The sequence below is a fragment of the Cupriavidus sp. MPR-AND1C genome (genome assembly GCF_058809705.1).
On sequence record NZ_JBXASU010000020.1, the window covers coordinates 12,574 to 34,379 of the forward strand.

22 protein-coding genes are annotated in these 21,806 nt (G+C 67.2%); 12 read left to right on the top strand and 10 right to left on the bottom strand.

Annotated elements, in window-relative coordinates; genetic code table 11:
• Positions 1 to 96: 96 nt before the first annotated feature.
• Positions 97 to 363, top strand: a complete 267-nt coding sequence (locus AC1RWI_RS13590) for a hypothetical protein (protein ID WP_492866937.1) — start codon at positions 97 to 99, stop codon at positions 361 to 363.
• 23 nt (positions 364 to 386) lie between these two features.
• Here the strand turns inward: AC1RWI_RS13590 and AC1RWI_RS13595 are convergent, their stop codons facing one another.
• Both AC1RWI_RS13595 and AC1RWI_RS13600 read right to left on the bottom strand, forming a co-directional pair.
• Positions 387 to 1,229, bottom strand: coding sequence for a beta-keto acid cleavage family enzyme (locus tag AC1RWI_RS13595; protein WP_043355668.1), 843 nt, complete (start codon positions 1,227 to 1,229; stop codon positions 387 to 389).
• An 81-nt stretch (positions 1,230 to 1,310) separates the two neighbouring features.
• Positions 1,311 to 2,282, bottom strand: a complete 972-nt coding sequence (locus AC1RWI_RS13600; RefSeq protein WP_043355670.1) for a 3-hydroxyacyl-CoA dehydrogenase family protein — start codon at positions 2,280 to 2,282, stop codon at positions 1,311 to 1,313.
• A 203-nt stretch (positions 2,283 to 2,485) separates the two neighbouring features.
• Between AC1RWI_RS13600 and AC1RWI_RS13605 the strand changes: the two genes are divergently transcribed.
• Positions 2,486 to 3,412: a LysR family transcriptional regulator gene (locus tag AC1RWI_RS13605; protein ID WP_043358251.1), complete on the top strand. Its 927-nt coding sequence runs from the start codon at positions 2,486 to 2,488 to the stop codon at positions 3,410 to 3,412.
• A 90-nt stretch (positions 3,413 to 3,502) separates the two neighbouring features.
• Here the strand turns inward: AC1RWI_RS13605 and AC1RWI_RS13610 are convergent, their stop codons facing one another.
• From AC1RWI_RS13610 to AC1RWI_RS13620, 3 genes are all read right to left on the bottom strand, one after another.
• On the bottom strand, positions 3,503 to 5,074 hold the full coding sequence (locus AC1RWI_RS13610; protein WP_492867004.1) for a sensor domain-containing diguanylate cyclase: 1,572 nt from the start codon (positions 5,072 to 5,074) through the stop codon (positions 3,503 to 3,505).
• A gap of 250 nt (positions 5,075 to 5,324) precedes the next feature.
• Entirely contained in the window at positions 5,325 to 5,966 is a 642-nt protein-coding gene (locus AC1RWI_RS13615) for a GntR family transcriptional regulator (protein WP_052495292.1), read from the bottom strand.
• A 91-nt stretch (positions 5,967 to 6,057) separates the two neighbouring features.
• Positions 6,058 to 7,857, bottom strand: a complete 1,800-nt coding sequence (locus tag AC1RWI_RS13620; RefSeq protein WP_492866940.1) for an IlvD/Edd family dehydratase — start codon at positions 7,855 to 7,857, stop codon at positions 6,058 to 6,060.
• Positions 7,858 to 8,111: 254 nt separating this feature from the next.
• On the opposite strand from AC1RWI_RS13620, the gene AC1RWI_RS13625 reads away from it, so the two are divergent.
• A complete protein-coding gene (locus AC1RWI_RS13625; protein ID WP_043355672.1) occupies positions 8,112 to 9,140 on the top strand; it encodes a Bug family tripartite tricarboxylate transporter substrate binding protein in 1,029 nt (342 codons plus the stop codon).
• Between the two features lie 200 nt (positions 9,141 to 9,340).
• Complete coding sequence (locus AC1RWI_RS13630; protein WP_063778470.1) at positions 9,341 to 9,931, top strand: phasin family protein; 591 nt, start codon at positions 9,341 to 9,343, stop codon at positions 9,929 to 9,931.
• Positions 9,932 to 10,093: 162 nt separating this feature from the next.
• On the opposite strand, the gene AC1RWI_RS13635 is transcribed toward AC1RWI_RS13630, so the two are convergent.
• Complete coding sequence (locus tag AC1RWI_RS13635; RefSeq protein ID WP_043355674.1) at positions 10,094 to 10,510, bottom strand: hypothetical protein; 417 nt, start codon at positions 10,508 to 10,510, stop codon at positions 10,094 to 10,096.
• Positions 10,511 to 10,923: 413 nt separating this feature from the next.
• Between AC1RWI_RS13635 and AC1RWI_RS13640 the strand changes: the two genes are divergently transcribed.
• The 4 genes from AC1RWI_RS13640 (at position 10,924) to AC1RWI_RS13655 (ending at position 13,522) form a co-directional block, all read left to right on the top strand.
• Entirely contained in the window at positions 10,924 to 11,517 is a 594-nt protein-coding gene (locus tag AC1RWI_RS13640) for a GGDEF domain-containing protein (protein WP_144409996.1), read from the top strand.
• On the top strand, positions 11,514 to 11,669 hold the full coding sequence (locus AC1RWI_RS13645) for a hypothetical protein (RefSeq protein WP_158408326.1): 156 nt from the start codon (positions 11,514 to 11,516) through the stop codon (positions 11,667 to 11,669). The genes AC1RWI_RS13640 and AC1RWI_RS13645 overlap by 4 nt, the downstream gene beginning before the upstream one ends.
• Positions 11,666 to 12,418, top strand: a complete 753-nt coding sequence (locus AC1RWI_RS13650; RefSeq protein ID WP_052495096.1) for a head GIN domain-containing protein — start codon at positions 11,666 to 11,668, stop codon at positions 12,416 to 12,418. The genes AC1RWI_RS13645 and AC1RWI_RS13650 overlap by 4 nt, the downstream gene beginning before the upstream one ends.
• Positions 12,419 to 12,610: 192 nt before the next feature.
• Positions 12,611 to 13,522 (top strand): NAD(P)-dependent oxidoreductase, encoded by a 912-nt coding sequence (locus tag AC1RWI_RS13655; protein ID WP_492867006.1) that lies wholly within the window; start codon positions 12,611 to 12,613, stop codon positions 13,520 to 13,522.
• Positions 13,523 to 13,659: 137 nt separating this feature from the next.
• On the opposite strand, the gene AC1RWI_RS13660 is transcribed toward AC1RWI_RS13655, so the two are convergent.
• The 4 genes from AC1RWI_RS13660 to AC1RWI_RS13675 form a co-directional block, all read right to left on the bottom strand.
• Entirely contained in the window at positions 13,660 to 14,832 is a 1,173-nt protein-coding gene (locus tag AC1RWI_RS13660) for an acyl-CoA dehydrogenase family protein (RefSeq protein ID WP_492866944.1), read from the bottom strand.
• 7 nt (positions 14,833 to 14,839) lie between these two features.
• A complete protein-coding gene (locus AC1RWI_RS13665) occupies positions 14,840 to 15,814 on the bottom strand; it encodes a tripartite tricarboxylate transporter substrate binding protein (protein WP_492866946.1) in 975 nt (324 codons plus the stop codon).
• Positions 15,815 to 15,916: 102 nt separating this feature from the next.
• Entirely contained in the window at positions 15,917 to 16,894 is a 978-nt protein-coding gene (locus tag AC1RWI_RS13670; RefSeq protein ID WP_043355681.1) for a Bug family tripartite tricarboxylate transporter substrate binding protein, read from the bottom strand.
• Positions 16,895 to 16,987: 93 nt separating this feature from the next.
• Complete coding sequence (locus AC1RWI_RS13675) at positions 16,988 to 17,386, bottom strand: cupin domain-containing protein (protein ID WP_043355682.1); 399 nt, start codon at positions 17,384 to 17,386, stop codon at positions 16,988 to 16,990.
• A 369-nt stretch (positions 17,387 to 17,755) separates the two neighbouring features.
• Here AC1RWI_RS13675 and AC1RWI_RS13680 point away from each other — a divergent pair, with 369 nt between their 5' ends.
• The 4 genes from AC1RWI_RS13680 (at position 17,756) to AC1RWI_RS13695 (ending at position 21,709) form a co-directional block, all read left to right on the top strand.
• Positions 17,756 to 18,070, top strand: a complete 315-nt coding sequence (locus tag AC1RWI_RS13680; protein ID WP_492866948.1) for a DUF3649 domain-containing protein — start codon at positions 17,756 to 17,758, stop codon at positions 18,068 to 18,070.
• Positions 18,067 to 19,719, top strand: a complete 1,653-nt coding sequence (locus tag AC1RWI_RS13685) for a PepSY-associated TM helix domain-containing protein (RefSeq protein ID WP_492866950.1) — start codon at positions 18,067 to 18,069, stop codon at positions 19,717 to 19,719. The genes AC1RWI_RS13680 and AC1RWI_RS13685 overlap by 4 nt, the downstream gene beginning before the upstream one ends.
• A 14-nt stretch (positions 19,720 to 19,733) precedes the next feature.
• Positions 19,734 to 20,087, top strand: coding sequence for a DUF3325 domain-containing protein (locus AC1RWI_RS13690; RefSeq protein WP_492866952.1), 354 nt, complete (start codon positions 19,734 to 19,736; stop codon positions 20,085 to 20,087).
• 221 nt (positions 20,088 to 20,308) lie between these two features.
• A complete protein-coding gene (locus AC1RWI_RS13695; RefSeq protein WP_043355686.1) occupies positions 20,309 to 21,709 on the top strand; it encodes an efflux transporter outer membrane subunit in 1,401 nt (466 codons plus the stop codon).
• Positions 21,710 to 21,806: the final 97 nt, after the last annotated feature.

The following is a 21,806-nucleotide window of genomic DNA, read 5'->3' on the forward strand; positions in this document are numbered from 1 at the left end:
TGTGCCGGTCATGTTGTCGTGGGTGCCTGTTTCTTAGACTGCCAGCACGGTCGATCGAAAGAGATCGCCCGCCCCTCGAATCCTCGGAGAAAAGCAATGCGTACACTCAAGCAAGCCCTGCTCGCCACTGCGCTGGCCGCCACCCTTGGCGGTGTCGCCAGCCTCGCCAGCGCCGCCCCGCGCGGCGTGGACCCGTATCTCGATGGCGCGGCCACCAGCCAGGCGCGGGACATCTACACCCAGGGCGCCAACAAGCTCGGCCCGCGCGACCCGTTCACCGACGGCGCACGCAGCGGCACGCGGGACCCGTTCACCGACGGCGCGCGCAACGGCACCCGCGACTCGTTCAGCGACGGCGCATAAGCATCGGCGCCGAGCCGCGCCGATCAGCGTATCTCGCTGTAGATTTGCCTGGCTTCGTTGGCCGAAGCTAGCGGGCGCCCAAGCGTGCGCGCGCCTTCGGCCGCCTGCCCGACAAGTGCCGCGTTGCCTGGTGCGGTGCTGCCGTCGCGCAGCTTCAGGTTGTTCTCGAAGCCCACCCGCACGTGCCCGCCAAACGCGGCGGCCGTGGTCACGCAGGCATTCTCCTCGCGCCCGAAGGCGCAGATTGACCACGGCAGCGCCCCGTCATAGACCTGCAGGAACGGCAGCAGGTCGCGCGGCGACGATACCTGCCCCGCCGAATACCGGCCCAGCACAAACAGCACCGACCACGCGCCCGGCGGCACCAGCCCGCGCGCGCGCAGCGCCTGCCAGCGCGCCACGTCGGCCGCGTCATACAGGATGATCTGCGTCATCACCCGCTCGCGCGCCAGCCAGGCCAGGAAATCGGCCAGCTCGGCTTCGGCAATGTCCGGCACGGCGATCTCGCGCAGCCCGATGGAAACCGCCTCGGGCCGCAGCTCGCGCACCATGGCGATCTGCTCGGCCGCGCGGTAGATGCCGGCAGCTTCGCTGGTCACCTGGACCAGCAAGGCGTCGCCCACTTCCTTCTTCACCACGGCGAGCGCTTCGCGATAAATCTGCGGATCCAGCGAATGGCGGCCGTCGGGCTGGCGCACGTGCATGTGCATCATGGCCGCGCCGGCTTCCAGGCAAGCCCGCGCGTCGGCCGCCAGTGCCGCCGCGGTCAGCGGCACGGCCTGGTGGTCCTTGGCGGTCTTGTAGGCGCCGTTGGGCGCGACGGTAATGATCAGCGGCGAATCCGCCAGCAAGGTGTGTTCACTCATAGTGCGCTCTGCTCGACCTAATGGACCTAATGGATCTATTCGATCTATTCGATTTAATGAATCTTGAGAATCTGGTGAGGTTCAGGGTTCGATCTTGGGCAGTTCCGGCGCGATCAGGTCCAGCCCCGCGCGCAGCAGCCGATCATAGCGCTCGCGTTCCACGGCGATGGTCTGCGGCGTCCACCGATAGAAGCCTTCGCCGCTCTTCATGCCGTGGCGGCCGTCCGACGCGCGCTCGGTCAGGCACCGGGCCGGCTCCGCCGCGTTGTTGAACGTGGGGTACATGGTAGCCCCGGCCGCCGCGTGCACGTCGATGCCAGCGTGGTCGCGCTGCATGACCGGCCCGGCGGCCAGGAAACGAAAGCCGAAGCCAAAGCGCACCGCCGCATCCACGTCCTCTGGCGAGGCGATGCCGCGGTCGATCAGGTCGAAGGCTTCGCGCGACAGTGCGTGCTGCAGGCGGTTGGCAAGGAAACCCGGCAGGTCCTTCTTCACCTTGACCGGCACCATGCCGCAACGGCGCATGAAAGCGATCAAGGCGTCGGCGCCGGCCTCGGCGCTGCCCTCGCCCAGCACCACCTCCACCAGCGGCACCAGGTGCGCGGGCATGAAGAAATGCAGGCCGAGCATGCGCTCGCGGGTGGACAGGCCCGCACCGATGGCGCTGATCGGGAAACTCGAGCTATTGCTGGCAAGGATGGCATCCGGGCGCGCACGCTGGGCCAGGTCGGCGAACAGCGCGCGCTTGATGTCGAGCCGCTCGGGGATGCACTCGATCACCAGGTCGACCGTGCTCCAGTCCACCGCGTCGAGCCCGGCGGCTACCGTCAAACCCGCCAGGCCAACCTCGGCCGCCGGGCCGATCGCGGCGAGATTGGCGGCGACCCGTGCGGCGACCGCCTCCGCGCGCTGCGTATCCGGCTCCACCACGGTGGTGCGGCAGTGCGCGCGGGTAAGCACCACGGCCACGTCGGCGCCCATGGTGCCGCCACCTACCACCACGGCGTGCGCGGTGCCGGGAGCGGCTAGCGAAAAGTGGGCGGCGTCGGGCATGGCGTTCCTTTGAACTGTCTGGTGCTGTCGTCGGGCGGCTGAACCCATGTTGGCCAGGAAAATATGGCGCAAACATCGCCTGCGCCGCGTCATGGCCCGGGTTCAGCGGGATTGGGCATGAGTGTAGACAAGCCGCTTTGATTGATGAATCAGATTTTCTGGATAAAATGATCGATAATCAAGATCAATCCGCCATCCATGCCGTGAAAATCAACCTGTCGATGCGCGATGTCGAGACCACCCTGGTGCTCGGCCGCACCCTGAACTTCCGTCAGGCAGCGGGGCAGTTGCACCTGTCTCAATCGGCGCTGTCCACCCAGATCCTGCGCATCGAGGAATCCCTCGGCGTGCGGCTGTTCGATCGCACCACCCGCACCGTGCGGCTGACCGCGGCAGGCGAAGTCTTCATGCAGCAGGCCGCGATCCTGCAGGCGGCCTTCCGGGACGCCATCGACGCAGTGAGCGGCATTGCCAGCGCCGAGCGCGGCCATGTTGCGGTGGCCGCCCTGCCATCGCTGGCCGCACGCCTGCTGCCGCGCGTGCTGATGGCCTACCGGCGGGAGCATCCCAAGGTTACGCTCAAGGTCTGCGACACGCTTTCCGGCCCGGCCTTCGACCTGGTGCGCGCGGGCGAGGTGGATTTCGCGCTGACCGCGGCCGACCCGCAGCAGGCGGACCTGCACTACGACCCCATGATGTCCGACCGCTTCGTGCTGCTGATTCCCAGCGAGCACCCGCTGGCCCACGGCAAGGGGCCGGTGCGCTGGGCCGATACGGTGGACGCCGGCCATGTTTCCATGACGCACCCCAGCAGCGTGCGCCAGTACGCCGAATGGGCCTTCCTGCAGAACCGTATCCGCTTCCAGCCGGTGTTCGAGGCCGAGCACCTGGCCACCATCGCGGCCATGGTCGAATGCGGCTTCGGCGTGGCGGCGCTGCCTGAGATTGCAGCCGGCACGGTGCGCCAGGCCGGTATTGTCGAGCGCTTGCTCACCGCGCCGGTGACGGAGCGCTCGATCGGACTGGTGACGGCACGCAACCGCAGCCTGTCGCCCGCGGCGGTGGCGCTGGTCGGCGTGCTGCGCGCCCACCTGGCCCAAGCCGGCGGCGGCGTGGCCGATCCGGCCTGAGCGGGCGGCCATCGGCATCGCTATCGGCGCGCGAATGAGGGCCGCCATGCATCGCGCAAGTTATCGCGCCAGGCGGCAGCGCCCGCGCGATCAGGGCGAATCCGCCTGGACGGCCGGTTCCGGCTGGTACCGGACCGTGTTGTTGCGTCCATTGCGCTTGGCCTGATAGAGCGCGATATCCGACTTTTTCAGCACCTCGCCAACCTCCTCCGCCGACGAAGGAAAATGCGCGACGCCAAGCGAAACCGTCACGACCCCACCAGTGGGGTTGGGCGTCTTTTCCACGGCCTCGCGCAAGCGCTCCGCGATCAGGAACGCGTTGTCCGCGGTCGTGCCGGGCAGCAAGATGACGAACTCCTCCCCGCCGTTGCGGCAGGTCATGTCGCCGCCCCGGGAGCCGGCCCGCATCAGGCTAGCGATGTGCGTCAGCACCTCGTCACCGACATCGTGCCCGTAGCGGTCATTGATCGACTTGAAGTGGTCCACGTCGAGCGTGATGACGGCAAAGGACTGCCCGCCAAGCTCGTACAGGCTGAGCGCATTGTCCAGCCCGCGGCGATTGCGCAGCCCCGTCAGTGCGTCGGTGATGGATTCATGGTTGAGCCGGTCCAGCTTGCTGCTGGTCAGGCTCATGCCCCGCAGCAGCGCTTTTTTGAGACGATCGGCTTCGACATACCTGGCCTGGATCCGCTCGATCCGCGCCATCCCGTCGGGCGTGGTCCCCATCCGGGCATCATCGGCCAACTGCCCCAACGGCCGCGAGATCCAGCGGGAAAACCACAAGATAAAGACCAGCGACAGGAGCAGGATGGGAATGCTGTTGCCGAATGTCACCAGCACCAGGTCATTCAGATCGGCTAGCGTGGCTTGCGTGGATCTTTGCGCCACGATGCCCCACCCGGTGGACGCGACCGGCGCATAGCCTGCAAGCATCTCGACACCGTACTGGTTCAGTATCTGCTGCGCGCCCGCTGCGCCGCTGGTTACCGCCAGCACGACCGAATTCTTGAAGATCGACTTGCCAACATGGGTGTCGTCCGGGTGAAAAATCACGGTGCCTTTGCGGTCCACCACATAGACATAAGAGCTATCCCGATAATAATGGTTATCGAGAATTTCATGCAGCAGGTTCTTGGCATTCAGGTAAATCGTGCCCCCAACATAACCAAGCAGCCGCCCCTCCGCATTAATAATGGGATGGGAAATAAAGATAATCAGCCGCCCGCTGGCGCTTGTAAAGGGCTCGCTGATCGCCGGGGTGCGGGTGGTCAGGAGCGTGTGCCCCCAATCGGTCTTCACGCTCTGTCCGCTCCGGCGCAAGGCCGCTGGCGACACGGATAGCACCATGCCGTCCTGGCGGACGATGGCCACCGAATTCAGGCTCCTGGTCTGCAAGCGCAAGCGCTCGGCCTCCTCGTCCACACGGGCCGGATTATCCATGGCCGCAGCTAGCAAACCGGCACTGTACGCCAACTGCTGCATGGTGCTTTCAAGATGGGCTCCCGTGGACTGCGCCAGCTTGGCCGCATAGACACGGTTGGCTTCCAGCGTATTGCGGATCAGCAGGTCACGCTGCACGCGGTAACTGGAGTAGAGCGCATTGGCCATGGTCAGCAGGACCGATCCCAGGGCCAGGAGCAGGATCAGACCACCTAACCCTATTTTGGGCGAGCGCTCCGGAAGCGGCTTACACGGTTGCGCTGACATCTCTTTTGCAGGCCGACAATCGTCTGAACTTCAGAAGGGGCCGATTTTAGCACGGTCCGCTGGCTAATATTCCTGCCACAACACGCAAATGTCAGCCCGCACGGTTAAAGATTGAGAAAGGGATTTCAAGTTTCCCCTCGACTGGCGTATTGATTTCCTCCGATATTTCCATTAACCGTATCCGAGAGACAAATAATGGAATGTACTAGGCAGGCCCTCCGGCACGCTCCCGTTCCGCCGCGAGGTAAGCATCGCGCGAGGGCAGCAGATGGCTACGGCATAGCGCGACAAGATCCTCGCGCCGGCCCTCGCGCAAGGCCTCGATCATGGCCCAGTGTTCCTGCCTGGCACGCTCGCGATAGCCCGCCGCAGCCAGCGACCCAAAGCGGATCGGATGCGCTCGGCGCGCGTATTCCTCGATGGCCTGCCGCAGCACCGCATTGTCGACCAGGGCGAACAACTCCCGGTGAAAGCGCTGGTTGATGCGGAACACCGCACGCGCATCGCCTGCGGCCACCGCAACGTCATGCTCCTGCTGCACGGCCACCAGCGCCTGCAACCGCGCCGCAGGCACCGGCAACGCGATCAGGCTGGCGGCATGCGTTTCCAGCACTTCGCGCAGCGCGTACAGTTCCATGACTTCGCGTGCAGGAAAGGCGCGCACCACCGCGCCAACGTTGCGCTTGCGCTCGACCACGCCCATGCCTTCGAGCGTGACGAGCAGCTGGCGCACCACATGGCGCTTCAGGTTGAAGCGCGCCATCAGGTCGTCTTCGACCAGCCGCTCGCGCGGACTCAGCAAGCCAAAGACGATGTCTTCCTCAAGGATCGCGGCGGCTGCCAGCATGGCTTGGGCGCTGCCGGCAGTATCGTCCTGAATGCTACGCGCCGCTTGCGCGCGCGTGCCTGCACGGGTGGGCCGATCCATGACTGGGCGCTCAGGACTTGCGCGGCACGGTTTCGCTGGTCCGCGCGGCACGCAGGAAATCGAAGTCCACGCCCTGGTCGGCCTGCGTTACCGTGGCCAGGAACAACTTGCGATAGCCGCGCTCGGCGGCAGGCCGCACCACTTTGTGCTCGGCCGCGCGGCGGGCCAGTTCCGCGTCGTCGATCAGCAGGGAAATTTCGCGCCGCGCCACCGACAGGCGGATGCGGTCGCCGTTGCGAACGTGCGCCAGCGGGCCGCCGATGGCGGCTTCCGGTGTCACATGCAGCACGATGGTGCCGGCCGCGGTCCCGCTCATCCGGCCGTCCGAGATGCGCACCATGTCCTTCACGCCAGCGCGCGCCAGCTTCCTGGGAATCGGCATGTAGCCGGCCTCGGGCATGCCGGGCGCGCCGGTCGGCCCGATGCGCTTGAGCACCAGGATATCGTCGGCTTTCACGTCCAGCGCGTCGTCGTCGATGCGCAGCGCCATGTCCTCGGCATCTTCGAACACCACGGCGCGTCCTTCATGCTCCATCAGCACAGGATCGGCGGCGGATTGCTTGATAATGGCGCCGCCCGGAGCCAGGTTGCCGCGCAGCACGGCCAGGCCGCCCACCGGATAGATCGGCGCATCGAACGGGCGAATCACCTCCTGCGCGAACGGCGCGGGCGCGGCGTCGAGCTCCTCGCCCAGCGTGCGGCCTGAGACCGTCAGCGTGTCCAGGTGCAGCAGCGGGCGCAGCTCGCGCAGCAGCGCGGGCATGCCGCCAGCCGCGTGGAAGTCTTCCATGTAATGCTGGCCGGAGGGCTTCAGGTCCACCAGCACGGGGGTCTCGCGGCTCATGCGGTCCAGCCCGGCCAGGTCGATGCCGATGCCCAGGCGCCCGGCGATGGCGGTCAGGTGCACGATGCCGTTGGTGGAGCCGCCGATGGCCAGCAGCACGCGGATGGCGTTCTCGATCGCGCGGCCGGTGAGGATGCGCTCCGGCGTCAGGCCGGAGCGGGCCATGGCCACGGCAGTGGTGCCGGTGCGCTCGGCCACCCGCACGCGGTCGGCGGTGACCGCCGGCGCCGATGCACCGCCGGCCACCATCATGCCGAGCGCTTCGGTCAGGCAGGCCATGGTGCTGGCCGTGCCCATCACCGAGCAGGTGCCCACGCTGGCAACCAGTTGGTTGTTCACGTCGGCAATCTCGGGCGCATCGATCTCTTCGGCGCGGTAGCGGCCCCAGTAGCGGCGGCAATCGGTGCAGGCGCCCACGCGCTCGCCGCGATGCGAGCCGGTGAGCATGGAGCCGGTGACCAGCTGGATCGCCGGCACGCCGGCCGAGGCCGCGCCCATCAACTGCGCGGGCACGGTCTTGTCGCAGCCTCCGATCAGCACCACGGCGTCCATGGGCTGCGCGCGGATCATTTCCTCGGTGTCCATCGACATGAGGTTGCGCAGGTACATGCTGGTGGGCGCGGAGAAGCTCTCATGCACGGAGATGGTGGGAAAGTCCACCGGCAGGCCGCCCGCCAGCATGACGCCGCGCTTGACGGCTTCCACCAGTTGCGGCGCGTTGCCGTGACAGGGGTTGTAGCTGCTGTTGGTGTTGACGATGCCGATCACCGGACGCGACAACGCGTCGTCGGTATAGCCCGCGCCCTTGATAAAGGCCTTGCGCAGGAACAGCGAGAAGCCTTTGTCGCCATAGTTCGTCAGTCCCTTGCCCAAGCCGTTCTCGGCGTCTTGCGCCGGCTCGAAGGGGTCCTGGCCGGCCTGTGCCGAGGCGGAAGGGTCCTTGGGGGAATCGTGGGAGCCGGCCATGCACATCTCCAATAATATTATTGATAATTTAGGCAAGCATCATAGCTGGCCTTGCCGCGCAGGTGCAATGGAGAATTTAGCCCTGCATCTTTAATTGAAGATTCAGATCAGTCGATAGAAAAATTTTGATTCTTCTATCAAGAGACGCCCCCTACACTCTGCCATGGCGACGAGCCGGGCGTCCCGCGCCGCACAGCCTTGCTGTGCCTTTCCATCCATACCAACCATACCAACCCGGCGCAGGAGATTCCCCTATGACCGGCATTCGACGCCACGCGCGAACGCGCGTTTCCGCGCCCAGGCGCCAACTGATCCGCTGCGCGCTGGCCGGCGCCATGCTGGCAGGCACAGCCGCCTTGCCTGGCCTGGCCGCTGCCGCCGACTATCCCACCAAGCCGATCCGCCTGGTCGTGCCCTACCCCCCGGGCGGCGCCACCGACGTCATCGGCCGCACCCTGGCGCAGCACCTGTCCACCGCGCTGGGCCAGCAGGTGGTGGTCGACAACCGGGCCGGCGCCGCCGGCAATATCGGCGCGGAGCTGGTCGCCAAGTCGCCCGCCGACGGCTATACCCTGCTGATGGGTGCCCTGACCAGCCACGCGATCAACGCGGCGCTGTACAAGAACCGCGTCTCCTACGACATCGAGAAGAGCTTTGCGCCAGTGGCCATCGTGGGTACCGTGCCGCTTGTGTTCGTGGTCAATCCCAGCGTCAAGGCCAACAGCCTGCCGCAATTGATCGCGCTGGCAAAAACCACCCCTGGCGCGATCACCTTTGCTTCCGCCGGCAACGGCTCGCCCCAGCACCTGGCCGGCGAGATGTTCAAGCGCATGGCCGGCGTGGACATGCTGCATGTGCCTTACAAAGGCAGCGGCCCCGCCATGACCGACCTCATCGGCGGGCAGGTGCTCAGCATGGTCGAGACCGTGCCGGCGGCGCAGTCCTACGTAAAAGGCGGCAAGATCCGCGCGCTGGCCGTCACCACCAGCGAGCGCGTGGCGGCACTGCCCGACGTGCCGACGGCGAATGAAGCGGGCCTGAAGGACTTCGAGGTCAACTCCATGTTCGGCATCGTGGCCCCGGCCGGCACCCCGGCGCCGGTGGTGGACCGGCTCAACGCCGAGCTCAAGAAGATCCTGGCCGAGCCCGATGTGAAGGCCTCCCTGCTCAAGCAAGGCGCCATCGCCACCTGGACCACGCCGGCGCAGACCCAGGCCCGCATCCAGTCCGAGCTGGCCAAGTGGACCGCGGTGATCCGGGAAGCGGGCGTCAAGCCAGAGTAAGCGGCGCCGCAGCCCGATCCCGGAAGCAGGTTGCCCGCGCCGCCCCGATGTGACGAAGTGGGCGCCTGCCGTCGTGCGCCTTGACACCCTGACGATTGCGCCTATGATGACTAGCGCAATGCTGCGGCGCAGCAAGTGACGATTGCCACCGGCGAAATCCCTCGGACGCGTTGCCTCGTCATGAACTATCGGAGACGCTCATGGCTACCCTCTCTTACGCTGAACACGTCGAGGCGCCTCTGCCTTACCCTGTCATCGATTTTGGCCTGGCAAACCCCTGGGCGCAGGTGGCGCAGAAGATCGGCGCGCTGAACCTGCAAACGGCAAAGACGCTCATTGCCGAAGGCACCGACTACTTGCGCGAGGCGGCCGCGCAACCGTTCAGCTTCACCACGTTCCGGCCCGAGCTGGCCGACGTGATGGCGCAGCACATTGCCGCCTACACCCACAGCCTGATCGAGATCGTGTTCGGCGCGAACGCTGACTTTTCCGACAACGTCCAACGCCATTTCGCCACGATCGGCGGCCAGGATCCGTTTCAATGGTGCCTGATGGGCCGGGATTTCCTGCCGGAGTACGGCAACGGGCTGCCCGCCATGGGCGCGGCGATGACGGGATGGGTCGCGGCCTACCTGCCAGGCGGCAAGCTGCTGCCGGAAGCAACCGTCGAAACCGCGCCGCGCAAGACTGCGCGGCTGGTGGCACCGGCCGACGTTGTGGAGCCGGTTGTGGAGCCGGTTGTGGAGCCGGTTGTGGAACCGGTTGTGGAGCCGGCCAGGCCGGCCGAATAAACCCGGCGCCCGCCTTGAGCGGGTGGCGCGAACGGGCGTGGCGAAGTCTCAATGGCAACCGGCCTGAAGTGGGGTTCCCCGGCTGCGCCATCCTGCTCGCGTAGCAAAAAAACGCTGATCCGATGCGTCTGAATCAGCGCTTGCACAGCGCTCTTGGCTACGTCATTGGCAGGCGGTGCCGGGCACAGGCTTGCCCGAGTTGGTCATGCCCTGGCAGGCGTCGCCAACGACGGTGTCGGAGTCGAAGGCGGCGTTGTTATATGGCTTGAGCCTGCCTGCCACCGTGCAGCAAAAGCGCGGCTCGCCCGGGACGGGCGTTGCCGGCGGCGCGCTCTTCACCGTGCGGGAGGACGCAGGCACCTGACTGGCGGCAGGCGTTGGCGCGGGAGCAATACGAGAGGCTGGCGGCTTGGCGGGCTGGTCGACGCTCTGGTCGTCGTCATCCGGAGACACGCACTGGCCCTTCTGGCAGATCCGCTCCCCTTTGCACTGCATGTCATATTGGCAACCCGCCGCGTATGCGTGCAGCGGCGACGCTATCGCCAACGTGGTGGCGAACAGCAAGCCCAGCGTTCTCATGTTTCCCCCTACTCGACTGCCAGCGCGAATCGTACGAACCGCCCGCACCGGATCCTGTATTCCGGCACTGGCGAGCGCCGGGCATCGTGCTGCTTCGCACGGGATACCCGACTCCGGCGTCGGCCGCCGCGTCAGCCGAAGCGATCCACCGCCACCTCTAGCATAGGCATCGGGACCCGCCACAGGGAACCCCGCCATGCAAGCGTGTGAGTGCCGCGCCACCAAGGGCGGCGACGGCAAGAGAGCGCTGCGCGCCGTGCCCGGCCAGGCCGTCCAAACGCCCGTGTGAAACGGCTTGCGACCGGCGCGCGCAACAATTCCAGGTTCTCAACGTTGCCTTTGTGGTGGCCTTCTGCGTAGGTGCCCGCCTGGTGCTGGACGGCACGCCAGACGACACCCGTCCGATCTGGTCGATGCTGGTGGCGGCCAGCGTGCTGTTCTGCGCCTCCCTGCTGCCGCTGAGCACCAGGGCGTTTTTCGGCGTCATCGCGCTGGCCTGGGTCCTGCTCTTTCCCATGATGGCGGCGCAGGACCTGCTGGAACTCAAAGGCATCCTGGTCGTCTGCTACGCGCTCTATTTCACCGGCATCACGGTGTGCACATTCATCACGCTGCGGCGCGCGAAGCTGCAGAACTTTGTCATGGCGACGACCTTGCTGCAGCAAGCATATGTGGATGCGCTGGCTGAGATTCCCAACCGCCGGTCCTTCATGCTCAACGTAGGCAGCCTGGTACCGCGCGCCACCGCGGAGCAAGATCACTACCTGGCGATGGTGGACATCGACGACTTCAAGAAGGTCAATGACCGCTACGGCCACGATATTGGCGACGAAGTGCTCAAGCACGTGGCCGCAGGGATCAAGCTGGTGATGGGGGACTGCCACTATGCGCGTCTGGGGGGGAGAGGAATTCGGCATTTATCTCAAGGGGATGACGCGCGCCGAGGCGGAAGTCCGCATCGGCCTGCTGTGCCGCAACATCCGGGATGCGCCATCGCCCCCCCGTGACCATCAGCATTGGCGTCACCCACATGGTCAGCGGTGACACGCTCGCCAAGGCGTTCATCAAAGCCGATGAAGCGCTCTATGATTCAAAGAGGACCGGCAAGGACAAGTACACATTCCACCAGGCCCCCTGCCAGCCCGAAGGATCGCCATGACCCGTATCAACCTGCCATGCGCTGCCTGGCTGGCATCCGCCAGCTTTGCCGGCGCGGCGCTGGCTCAGCCAAGCACCGTGGTTATCAACCAGAGCGGCATTTCTGCCTCGGGCACGTCCGGGAGCAGTGTCGTCGTCGTCAATGGCCAGGTGGTGACGTCCCATGACGCCACCAAGGGAGGCGGCCCCGAGAAGACCGAGCAGCGCATGGTCGGCGCGTTCTCCGGCGTGCAGCTCAATGCGCCGGCCGATGTGGTGTTCTCGGTTGCGCGCGCCTACTCCGTTTCCATCACCGGCCCCGAGGACATCCTGGCGCTGGTGCTCACCAGCCTGGACGACGGCAAGCTGACGATCGGCCTGAGCGCGCCAGTCGTGCTCGCGGCGCCGCTCAGGGTGGCCATTACCGGGCCCTCGCTCCAGGCGGTCAGCATTCCCGGCGCCGGCACCCTGCGGGCGTCCGGCTTGCACGAGGCATCCATCGACCTGCGCCTGTCCGGTTCCGGCTCGATCGTGGCCGAGGGCACCGTGGGCAGCGTGCGCGCCGCCATCTCCGGCTCTGGCGAGGTGGATGCCAGCGCCTTGCGCGCGCAGCGGCTGGACGCGCAGCTCAGCGGCTCGGGCCGCATCCTCGGCTACGCGTCGGATGCGGCCAGCGTGGCGCTGACGGGATCCGGCGACATCATCGTTGCCGGCAAGCCGCACCAGCGCGCCGTCAGCCGGACCGGTTCCGGCCAGGTATCTTTCGAGTAGCCAGCCGCGCCGGGCAGGCGGGCGGGCGGCGGGCCGGGCAAACGCAGCGGTAAGCGAGCGCAGCGTGCGCTGAGCCTTGTTGACCGCCTCGCCCCGCCGACATGCGCGCGCGCACGACAATTTCCCGCGGCAACGCTTGTTGACGTTGTAGTGCAAGAATGGCAGCATTCCCGGCGTCGGTGGGCTGCCCACCTGGCCAACCACTCGCCCGCCGCCAAACGCGGGCTTCGGAGTATTCAAGTCATGCGCGTCGCATTTATCGGCCTGGGTGTCATGGGCTATCACATGGCGGGCCATCTCGCCGCCAAGGGCCATCAGGTCACCGTCTACAACCGCACGGCTGCCAAGGCCGAGCAGTGGGTCGCCGCGTTCGGCGGCAAGTCGGCCGCCACGCCGGCGCTGGCCGCGCAAGACGCCGAAGTGGTCTGTTCCTGCGTGGGCAACGACGATGACCTGCGCTCGGTCCTCACTGGCAAGGACGGTGCCTACGGCAACGCACCGGCAGGCTGCGTGTTTGTGGACCACACCACCGCCAGCGCCAATGTGGCGCGCGAGTTGTATGCCGCGGCCAGCGAGCGGGGCCTGCACTTTGTCGACGCGCCTGTCTCGGGCGGCGAAGTCGGCGCGCAAAAGGGCATCCTGACCATCATGTGCGGCGCCGACGAGGCCGTATTCGGTCGCGTCGAGGCAGTGCTGGGGGCCTATGGGCGCGCCGTCACTCGCATTGGCGGCTCCGGCGCGGGCCAGCTGGCCAAGATGGTCAACCAGATCTGCATCGCCGGCCTGCTGCAGGGCCTGTCCGAAGCCATCGCCTTTGGCGAGCGCGCGAGACTGGACATGAAGGTAGTGCTGGATGTGATCAGCAAGGGCGCCGCCGGCTCCTGGCAGCTGGAAAACCGCGGCCCCACCATGATCGAAGACAAGTTCGATTTCGGCTTCGCGGTGGACTGGATGCGCAAGGATCTGGGCCTGTGCCTGGACGAGGCGCGCCGCAACGGCGCCAGCCTGCCGGTCACCGCCGTGGTGGACCAGTTCTACGCCGACCTGCAGCAAGACGGCTGCGGCCGTGCCGATACCTCCTCGCTGATCAAGCGCCTGCGTTGATCCTGCGCTGACGCGAGTTGGCTTCCTCAGATAAAAAACGCGCCGCATGAAGATGCGGCGCGTTTTTTATTATTTTCATCGCTGAAAGAATGGCAGCGCCGCCGCACGGATTGGCGGGCAATGCAGCAAGAGCGAGTTCAATACGACTTAGGCAAACCCAGCACGCGCTCGGCGATATGGCACATGATGAGCTGTGCGCTGACCGGGGCAATGCGCGGGATATACGACTCGCGCAGGTAACGCTCCACCTGGTACTCACGCGCATAGCCCATGCCGCCCAGCGTCAGGACCGCAGTCTGGCAGGCCTGGTGCGCGGCCTCCGCCGCGAGGTACTTGGCGGTATTGGCTTCGGCCCCGCAGGGCTTCCCGTTGTCATACAGCCAGGCCGCCTTCCACACCATCATATCGGCGGCCTCCAGCGCCATCCACGCTTGCGCCAGCGGATGCTGGATGCCCTGGTTCTGGCCGATCGGGCGCCCGAACACGGTGCGCTCCTTGGCATAGCGCGTTGCCGCTTCCAGTGCGACGCGGCCAAGGCCGACGGCTTCGGCGGCAATCAGGATGCGCTCGGGATTGAGGCCGTGCAGGATGTACTCGAAGCCGCGCCCTTCCTCACCGATGCGGTCGGCCACCGGCACCGTCAGCCCGTCGATAAAGAGCATGTTCGAATCCACCGCGGCGCGCCCCATCTTGTGGATCTCGCGCACCTCGATGTGCCTGCGGTCCAGCGCCGTGTAGAACAGGCTCAGGCCCTGCGTCGGCTTGGCCACTTTGTCCAGCGGCGTGGTACGGGCCAGCAGCAGCATGCGGTCGGCCACCTGCGCGGTGGAGATCCAGATCTTGCGGCCATCCACGCGATAGCTGGCGCCATCCGCCGACAGCACGGCCTGGGTCTTGAGATGGGTAGTGTCCAGCCCGGCGTCGGGCTCCGTCACGGCGAAGCAGGCCTTCTCGGTCCCGGCGATCAGCGGCGCCAGCGCCGCCTCCTTCTGCCGGTCGTTGCCAAACACCACAACCGGATTGAGGCCAAACACATTCATATGGATGGCCGACGCGCCGGAAAAACCCGCGCCGCCGGCCGACACCGTCTGCATGATCAGCGCCGCCTCGGTAATGCCAAGCCCGGCGCCGCCGTACGCTTCCGGCATCGCGATGCCGAGCCAGCCCGCCTGTGCCATGGCCTGGTGGAAGGCATGGGGAAACTTGCCTTCGTCGTCCAGCCCCGACCAGTAGTCGGCGCCGAAGTCGCTGCATAGCTGCGTCACCGCTTCGACGATGGCGCGCTGCTCGGGGGTTCTTTCAAAGTTCATGCCTACCTCATTCCGGCTGGATGCCAGCGTCCTTGACCAGCTTGGTCCACTTGACCAGTTCGCCAGCCACGAAGCCGGAGAACTGCTTGGGCGATTGCCCGAATGCCTCAAAGCCCAGCGCCTCGAAACGCGGAGCGACTTCCTTGCTCGCGGCGATGCGCGACAGCTCGCGGTTGAGCCGCTCGACCACCTCCGCAGGCGCCTTCGCTGGCGCGAACACGCCATTCCAGGACGTGATATCGAAGCCTTTCAGCTCAGGCGTGTCGGCCAGCGGCGGCAGCTCCGGCAGCAGCCGGCTGCGCTGCGCGGTAGTCACCGCCAGCGCCCGCAGCTTGCCCGCCCTCACGTTGGCAATGCCGGCCGCCACGTCGACAAACATCATCGGCACCTGCCCCGCGATCACGTCGGTCATGGCCGGCGGCGTGCTCTTGTACGGCACATGCAACAGGTCCAGCCCGGCCATGCGCCCGAGCGTGGCGCCCGACACGATGCCGGTGCTGTTGCCGCTGGCGTAAGACATGCCCGGATGCGTGCGCGCGTAGGCGATCAGGTCCGCCACGGTCTTGACCGGCAGCTTCGGGTTGACCACCAGCATGAACGGCAGGTTGCCCATGCGCGCCACCGGCGTGAAGTCGCGGATCGGGTCATACGGCAGCTTCTTCATCAGCGAAGGATTGGCCGAATGGGTCGTGTTGGTGGTCATGAACAGCGTGTAGCCGTCCGGCGCGGCCTGCGCGACGATCTCGGCGGCAATCGCGCCATTTGCCCCGGGGCGGTTGTCCACCACCACATTGGCCTTGAGTGCGTCGCCGAGTTCCTTGGCGGTGATGCGGGCCACCGCGTCAGTGCCGCTGCCGGCGGCGAACGGCACCACCATGCGGATCGGCTTGCTGGGATAAGCGTCGGCCGCCGCCGCGAACGGCGCTGCGGCGAGGCTCAGCAATGGCAGCGCGGCGCGCAGCAGCGTGGTGAGGCTTGGCATCGTGTTGTCTCCTGTTTTTTGGCTAGCCATCTCGTTGTCGTGGACTAGCTTTGTTAGCGTTGTCAGCTTTGTCTTTGCGATGCCCCTGGGCACCATGCCGCCTTATGGCGCGGTCTTCTCTTTGTAGTTCGTGTCCTTGACCAGCTTGGCCCAGCGCGCGGCGTCGTCGGCAATGACGGTGGCAAACTGCTCGGGCGTGCTGCCGACGGCCTCATAGTCGATGGCGGCAAGGCGCTCCCGGATATCCGGCATCGCGACGATCCGCACGATTTCCTGGTTCAGCCGGGTGACGATTTCCTTCGGCGTGCCCGCGGGCGCCAGCAGCCCGGCCCAGGAATTGAAGTTCATGCCCTGGATCCCGGCCTCCTGCATGGTCGGCACATCGGGCAGCGCTGGCGAGCGCTTGGGCGACAGCACGGCCAGCGGGCGCAGCCTGCCAGCCCGGATCATCGCCATCGAGTTGAAGGGATCTATGGTCATGTCGACCTCGCCCGCCACCACGGCCTGCATCTGCGGGCCGGTGCCCCGGTACGACACACTGACCACGTCCGGGGTGCCGGCGGTGGATTTGAACGTCTCCCCGATCAGCTCGATCATGCTGCTGCCGGCCGACAGACTCAGCGGACGGCTCTTGGCGCGGGCCAGCCCGACGAACTCCTGCACGGTCTTGGCGGGCACCGACGGGTGGACCACCATCACAAAGCCGATGCTGCTGATCAGGCTGATCGGCGCAAAGCTCTTCAGCGGCTCGTAACCGGCCTTGTACAGCACGGGGCTGAGCGTCTGCGCGCCCGCGGTGTTGAGCAGCAGCGTATAGCCATCGGGGGCGGCACGCGCGACCATATCGGTGCCGATGATGCCATTGGCGCCGGGGCGGTTCTCCACCACCACCGGCTGCTTCAAGGCCTCAGCCAGCCTCTGCGACACCAGCCGCGCCACCACGTCGGAGGCGCCGCCCGGCGCGAAAGGCACCACCATGCGGATCGGCTTGGCGGGATAGGTGCTGCTCCACGCCAATGCGGGCATGGCGCCCCAGATGGCGGCGCAAACGAGCAAACGGCGTCGCGAAGACAGTGTCATTGGAATCTCCTACCAGGCTTGAACAACAAACGTCGTATCGGGTGCGGGCACCCAGGCGAAATGGCAGCAAACTGCAGCGTTCGGCAGCGCTCCTCAGGCGGGACGGATCACGCGCTCCGGGGATTCCTCGTAAGGCGGGGCGTAGATCACCAGCAGCTTCACGGGCTCGTCGCTGATCACCGTGAACACATGCATGGCCTCGGCCGGGAAGAAGCAGCAGTCGCCGGGGCCGAGCTCGCGCGATTGCCCGTTCACCTCGGCGCGCGCCCTGCCCTCCAGCACATAGCAGACCTGCTCGATGCCGGGATGCGCGTGCGGCAAGGCACCTTTGCCGCGTTCGATGGTGCCGTGGATGACTTCCAGCTGGGTGGCGCCGACGTTCTCGCGGCCGATGATGCGTCGGTTCAGCGTGCCGACATGATTGGCCGGGTGGTAGCCGGGCACGTCTTCGGCACGGACAAAGTAGATCGGTGAGGACGACGAGGGGGTCATTGCAGTCTCCATGCCGGCTACGCCGCGACCCCATGAGGGCGGCTGTGATGCCCGGCTGTTTTTCATGTTTGTGAAAGTTATTTTATCCCCATGAAAAAACTAGTCAACTGTTTCAGCCAGCCTACGGCGCCTCAACCGCCTCCGCAGCAGATTTAAATGCCCATTTAGGCACAAAGCAGAAATTTACCGGCAACCCCGGCAGATTCCGCGATCTCGCGCATCAGGGATACAGAGACGCTGCAGCCTTTGCGGCATCGGTCCTGACGCATCTCTCATAGCGCTGTCTTCCCAACTTAGCCCGCCCTCGGAAAGGTAAACTGCACCTTGGCTTCCCGCCTGCCCCCGGACGCTGGACGTTCTCCCCGTTCCTTGCGCGCCTGCCCATCGCCGCGCTCGCCCGCCCCTTCGCTGGCCATGCGGATCGCCTCGCGCGCAGGCGCGGCGATCCTGGGTGGCTACCTGCTCGCCTCGGCCAGCATCGTGGCTCCCGCCGCCTTGCTGCCGGCCTTGCGGGCCGAGGCCGTCATGACGGCCAGCCTGTTCAGCTACGCCATCTACACCGGCGCCGCGCTCTGGGCCTTCGCCGCACGCACGCCCGGCCGCGCCTGGCTGGGCCTGCTGGCGCCGTCCGCGGTGCTTCTGATCGCGGCCGGCGCTGGCCACTGGATGCAGGGCCGGCCATGAAGACCTCTTTGCGCCAATCGATGGCGTGGCTGCATACCTGGTGCGGCCTGTGGCTGGGCTGGCTGCTGTTCGCGGTGTTCCTGACCGGTAGCCTGGGTGTGTTCCACGCCGCCGTCACACGCTGGATGCAGCCGGAACGGCTGATGGTCGCCGCTGGCGCGGTGGACAACGAACGCGCCCTTGCCCATGCCCAGCACTACCTGGAGCGCCATGCGCCGCAATCCGCCCATTGGGAGATCGCGTTTCCCGCCAGCGACGATGCCGCCATGCATCTGCACTGGGATGGGCAGGCCAGCGGCGGCGATGGCCAAGCCCGGGAGGTTCGCCTCGACCCCATCACCGGCACCGTGCTCCCGCCCGCCCGGGACACGCTGGGCGGGCAGCATTTCGTGCTCTTTCACTATGCGTTGCATGCGGGCATGACGGGCGTGTGGATCATCGCTGCCGCCACCATGGTCATGCTGGTGGCAATGGTGTCGGGCATCGTCACGCACAAGCGCTTCTTCAAGGACTTCTTCACCTTCCGCCCGGGCAAGGGCCAGCGCTCCTGGCTGGATGCGCACAATGCCCTGGGCGTGCTGACGTTGCCTTTCCTGCTGATGATCGCCTACACCGGGCTGGTCATCTGGTGGCCGGACACCATGCCAGCGGGCATCCGAACCTACTACGAAGGCAGCGAGGCCAAGCTGTTCCGGGCGCTCGGCCAGGCTGGCTGGCTCGAATCCAAGGCCCTGCCGCCAGCGGGCGCGCCGGCCGCGCTGGTGGCGCTGCCCACGCTGCTGGCTGATGCACGCGAACGCCTGGCCGCCGGGGCCGGCGCAGACTGCGCAGACCGCACGATCAGATCGGTCGCCGTGACGCGGCCAGGCACCAGCACGGCCAGCGTCGCCATCGCAGGCCCCTATCGGTACGACGGCCTGGCCTTTGCCGCCCAGCGCGAAATGCACTATGACGGCGTGAGCGGCGCCTACCTGTCGACTAAGGCCGAGGATGAAATGGTTGGCACCGGCGGCGCCGCGCCGCTGGTTGCCGGCTCGGTCATGCGCACGCTGCACATGGCGCGCTTCGGCGGTTATGCGGTGAAATGGCTCTACTTTGCCTGCGGACTGGCGGGCGCCGCCATGATGGCCACCGGCCTGCTGCTGTTTTCGGCCAAGCGCGGCAACCGCAAGGCCCAGGAGTTCGGCGCAGCCAGCGCGCGCGTCTACGGCACCATCGACCGCCTGAACGTGGCGGCGATCGGCGGGCTGGCGATCGCGTGCGCGGGGTACCTGTGGGGCAACCGGCTGCTGCCCGTGGCGCTGCCAGAGCGCCACGAGTGGGAGATCGCGGTCTTCTTCGCCGTGTGGCTGGCCGCCGCGGCCCACGCACTGGCCAGCCCGCCGGCTAGCGCCTGGCCCCGGCAACTGGCGCTGGCTGGCCTGCTCTGCCTGGCCTTGCCGCTGCTCAATGCGCTCACCACCGGCTGGCACGTCCTGCGCTACCTGGCACACGGAGACGGGCAAAGCGCGGGGCTGGAACTCGGCGCTCTGGCCCTCGGCGCCCTGCTGCTGTGGGCCGCCGCCGGGGTCCGCCGGGCCGGCCGCCAGGCCATGACCCGTTCACCGGCCAAGCGCGGCCGCGCTGCGGCCGGGCTGGGGGACGCATGATGGCGCTGAGTTCGATGCCCCAAACGCTAGCCGCCCTGGCCAGCCTGGCGTTCAGCTATGCCGGCATGGCCAGCATCAGCCTGGCGATGGATCGGCACCACGGCCAGGTCCGGGGGCGCAATGCCGCGCCGCCGGCCGCCCCCGCGCGCTGGCTGCTGCGCAGCTGCGGCTGGCTGCTGCTGGCCCTGGCCGCGCTGCCCTGCCTGCGCGGCTGGGGCGCCAGCATAGGCGCGGTAGTGTGGGCAGGCTCGGTCAGTGCCGGGGCGCTGGCCTTCGTGCTGCTGCTGGCCTATTTCCCGCGCACGGCCGCGGCCCTGGCGCTGCCGGCCACGGCGTTCGCCGCGGCAAGCCTGGCGCTGCCGCCTTAGCCGGCACGGGGGCCGCGCCCACTCTCCCGCTTCTCGATGCCAACCTCCCGCGATACGGCCAGTCCAGCCCGTATCGCCACTTTCTCGACCGAAGACCCCTGACCCATGGCGCTGGCTCACCAACGCCTTCCTCTCACCGGCATCGCCATCCTGGCCATTGGCCCGGTCGAACACGGGCGCCACGCGGCGCGGGTGGACCTTTCACAAGCAGTGGCAAGCGAATGAACAAGATAAACACCCTGCATTCACTGACCCTCCTGGTCACGCTGGCCGCCGTCATGGCCGCCGCGGGCTGCGCCGCGCCGGCCGCGCCCGATGCCGCCCTGCCCACCGCGCCAGCGCAATGGCGCTTCGCGCCGCAGGACCGCGCCGGTGCCGATCCCGTCAGCGCGGCGTGGTGGGAGTCCATCGGCAATGCCGAACTGGACGCGCTGGTGCGGCGGGCCCGCGCGGACAACCCCAGCATCGCCGCAGCCTATGCGCGCGTGCAGCAGGCCCGCGCCAGCGTCGTCATTGCGCGCGCACCGCTGCTGCCGGCGCTTACCGGCTCGGCCGACGCGCAGCACGATGGCAGCTCAGGCGTCAGCAGCAGCGACAGCACCGCGAACTTGCGGCTGGGGCTGGCGGCCAGCTACGAGTTCGACCTGTGGGGCGGCAACCGCGGCGCCGCCGGCAGCGCCGCCGCATCGCTGCGCGCCGCGGGCTTCGCGCAAGATGCGGCAACACTTTCGGTCACCGCAGAAGTCGCGCTGGCCTGGCTGCAGACCGTCAGCCTGCGCGAGCGCATCGGCATTGCCACGCGCATGCTGGAGAACGCGCGCAGCGTGCTGGCCGTGGTCGATGCGCGCCAGCGCGCCGGCAGCGCCACCGCGCTTGAACTGGCCCAGCAGCGCGGCCTGGTGGCCAGCCGCGAGCGCACCTTGCGGCTGCTGGCGCAGCGCGCCAACGATAGCCTGGTCGCGCTGGCGATCCTGCTCGGGCAGTCCGCCAGCGGCCTGGAGGTCGAGACGGCCAGCCTTGCCAGCCTGCGCCAGCCCGCCATCGACAGCGGCCTGCCGGCCGCGCTGCTGACGCGCCGCCCCGACCTGGCCGCGGCCGAAGCCCGGCTCGCCGCCGCCGACGGCAACATCGCCCTGGCCCGCGCGCTGATGCTGCCGCGCCTTGCGCTGACGGCCAACGCCACCGTGGAGAGCGACCACCTGCGCACGTTGTTCGAGAACCCGGTCTACTCGCTTGCCGCCGGCGTGCTGGCGCCGATCTTCAACGCCGGCAAGCTGGCCGCCGGGCACGACCTGGCCATTGCACAAAAGCAGGAACTGCTGGCGGATTACCGCCGCGCTATCGTCGCGGCCTCGGGCGATGTCGAAGTCGCACTCAACACCATGGCCGGCGTGAACGCCCAGCGCATTGCCCAGGATGAGGAACTGGCACAGGCCCGGCACGCCTTCGCGCTGGCGCAGCGGCGCTATCGCGCCGGCGCGCAGACGCTGCTGAGCGTGCTGGACACGCAACGCACCCTGTACAGCGCCGAAGACGACGCCGCCCAGTTGCGCCTGGCGGGCCTGCAAGGCGCGGTGCTCTTGTACAAGGCGTTGGGAGGCGGATGGCAACCGGATGCGTAGCGGCGCCAGCGAGAGGCAGAGGGAAAGGGGATGTACCAATCCGTGCCGGCAGCGATGCATGCCTTGTCTTTGAGTCACGATCTCACATACAATGCGA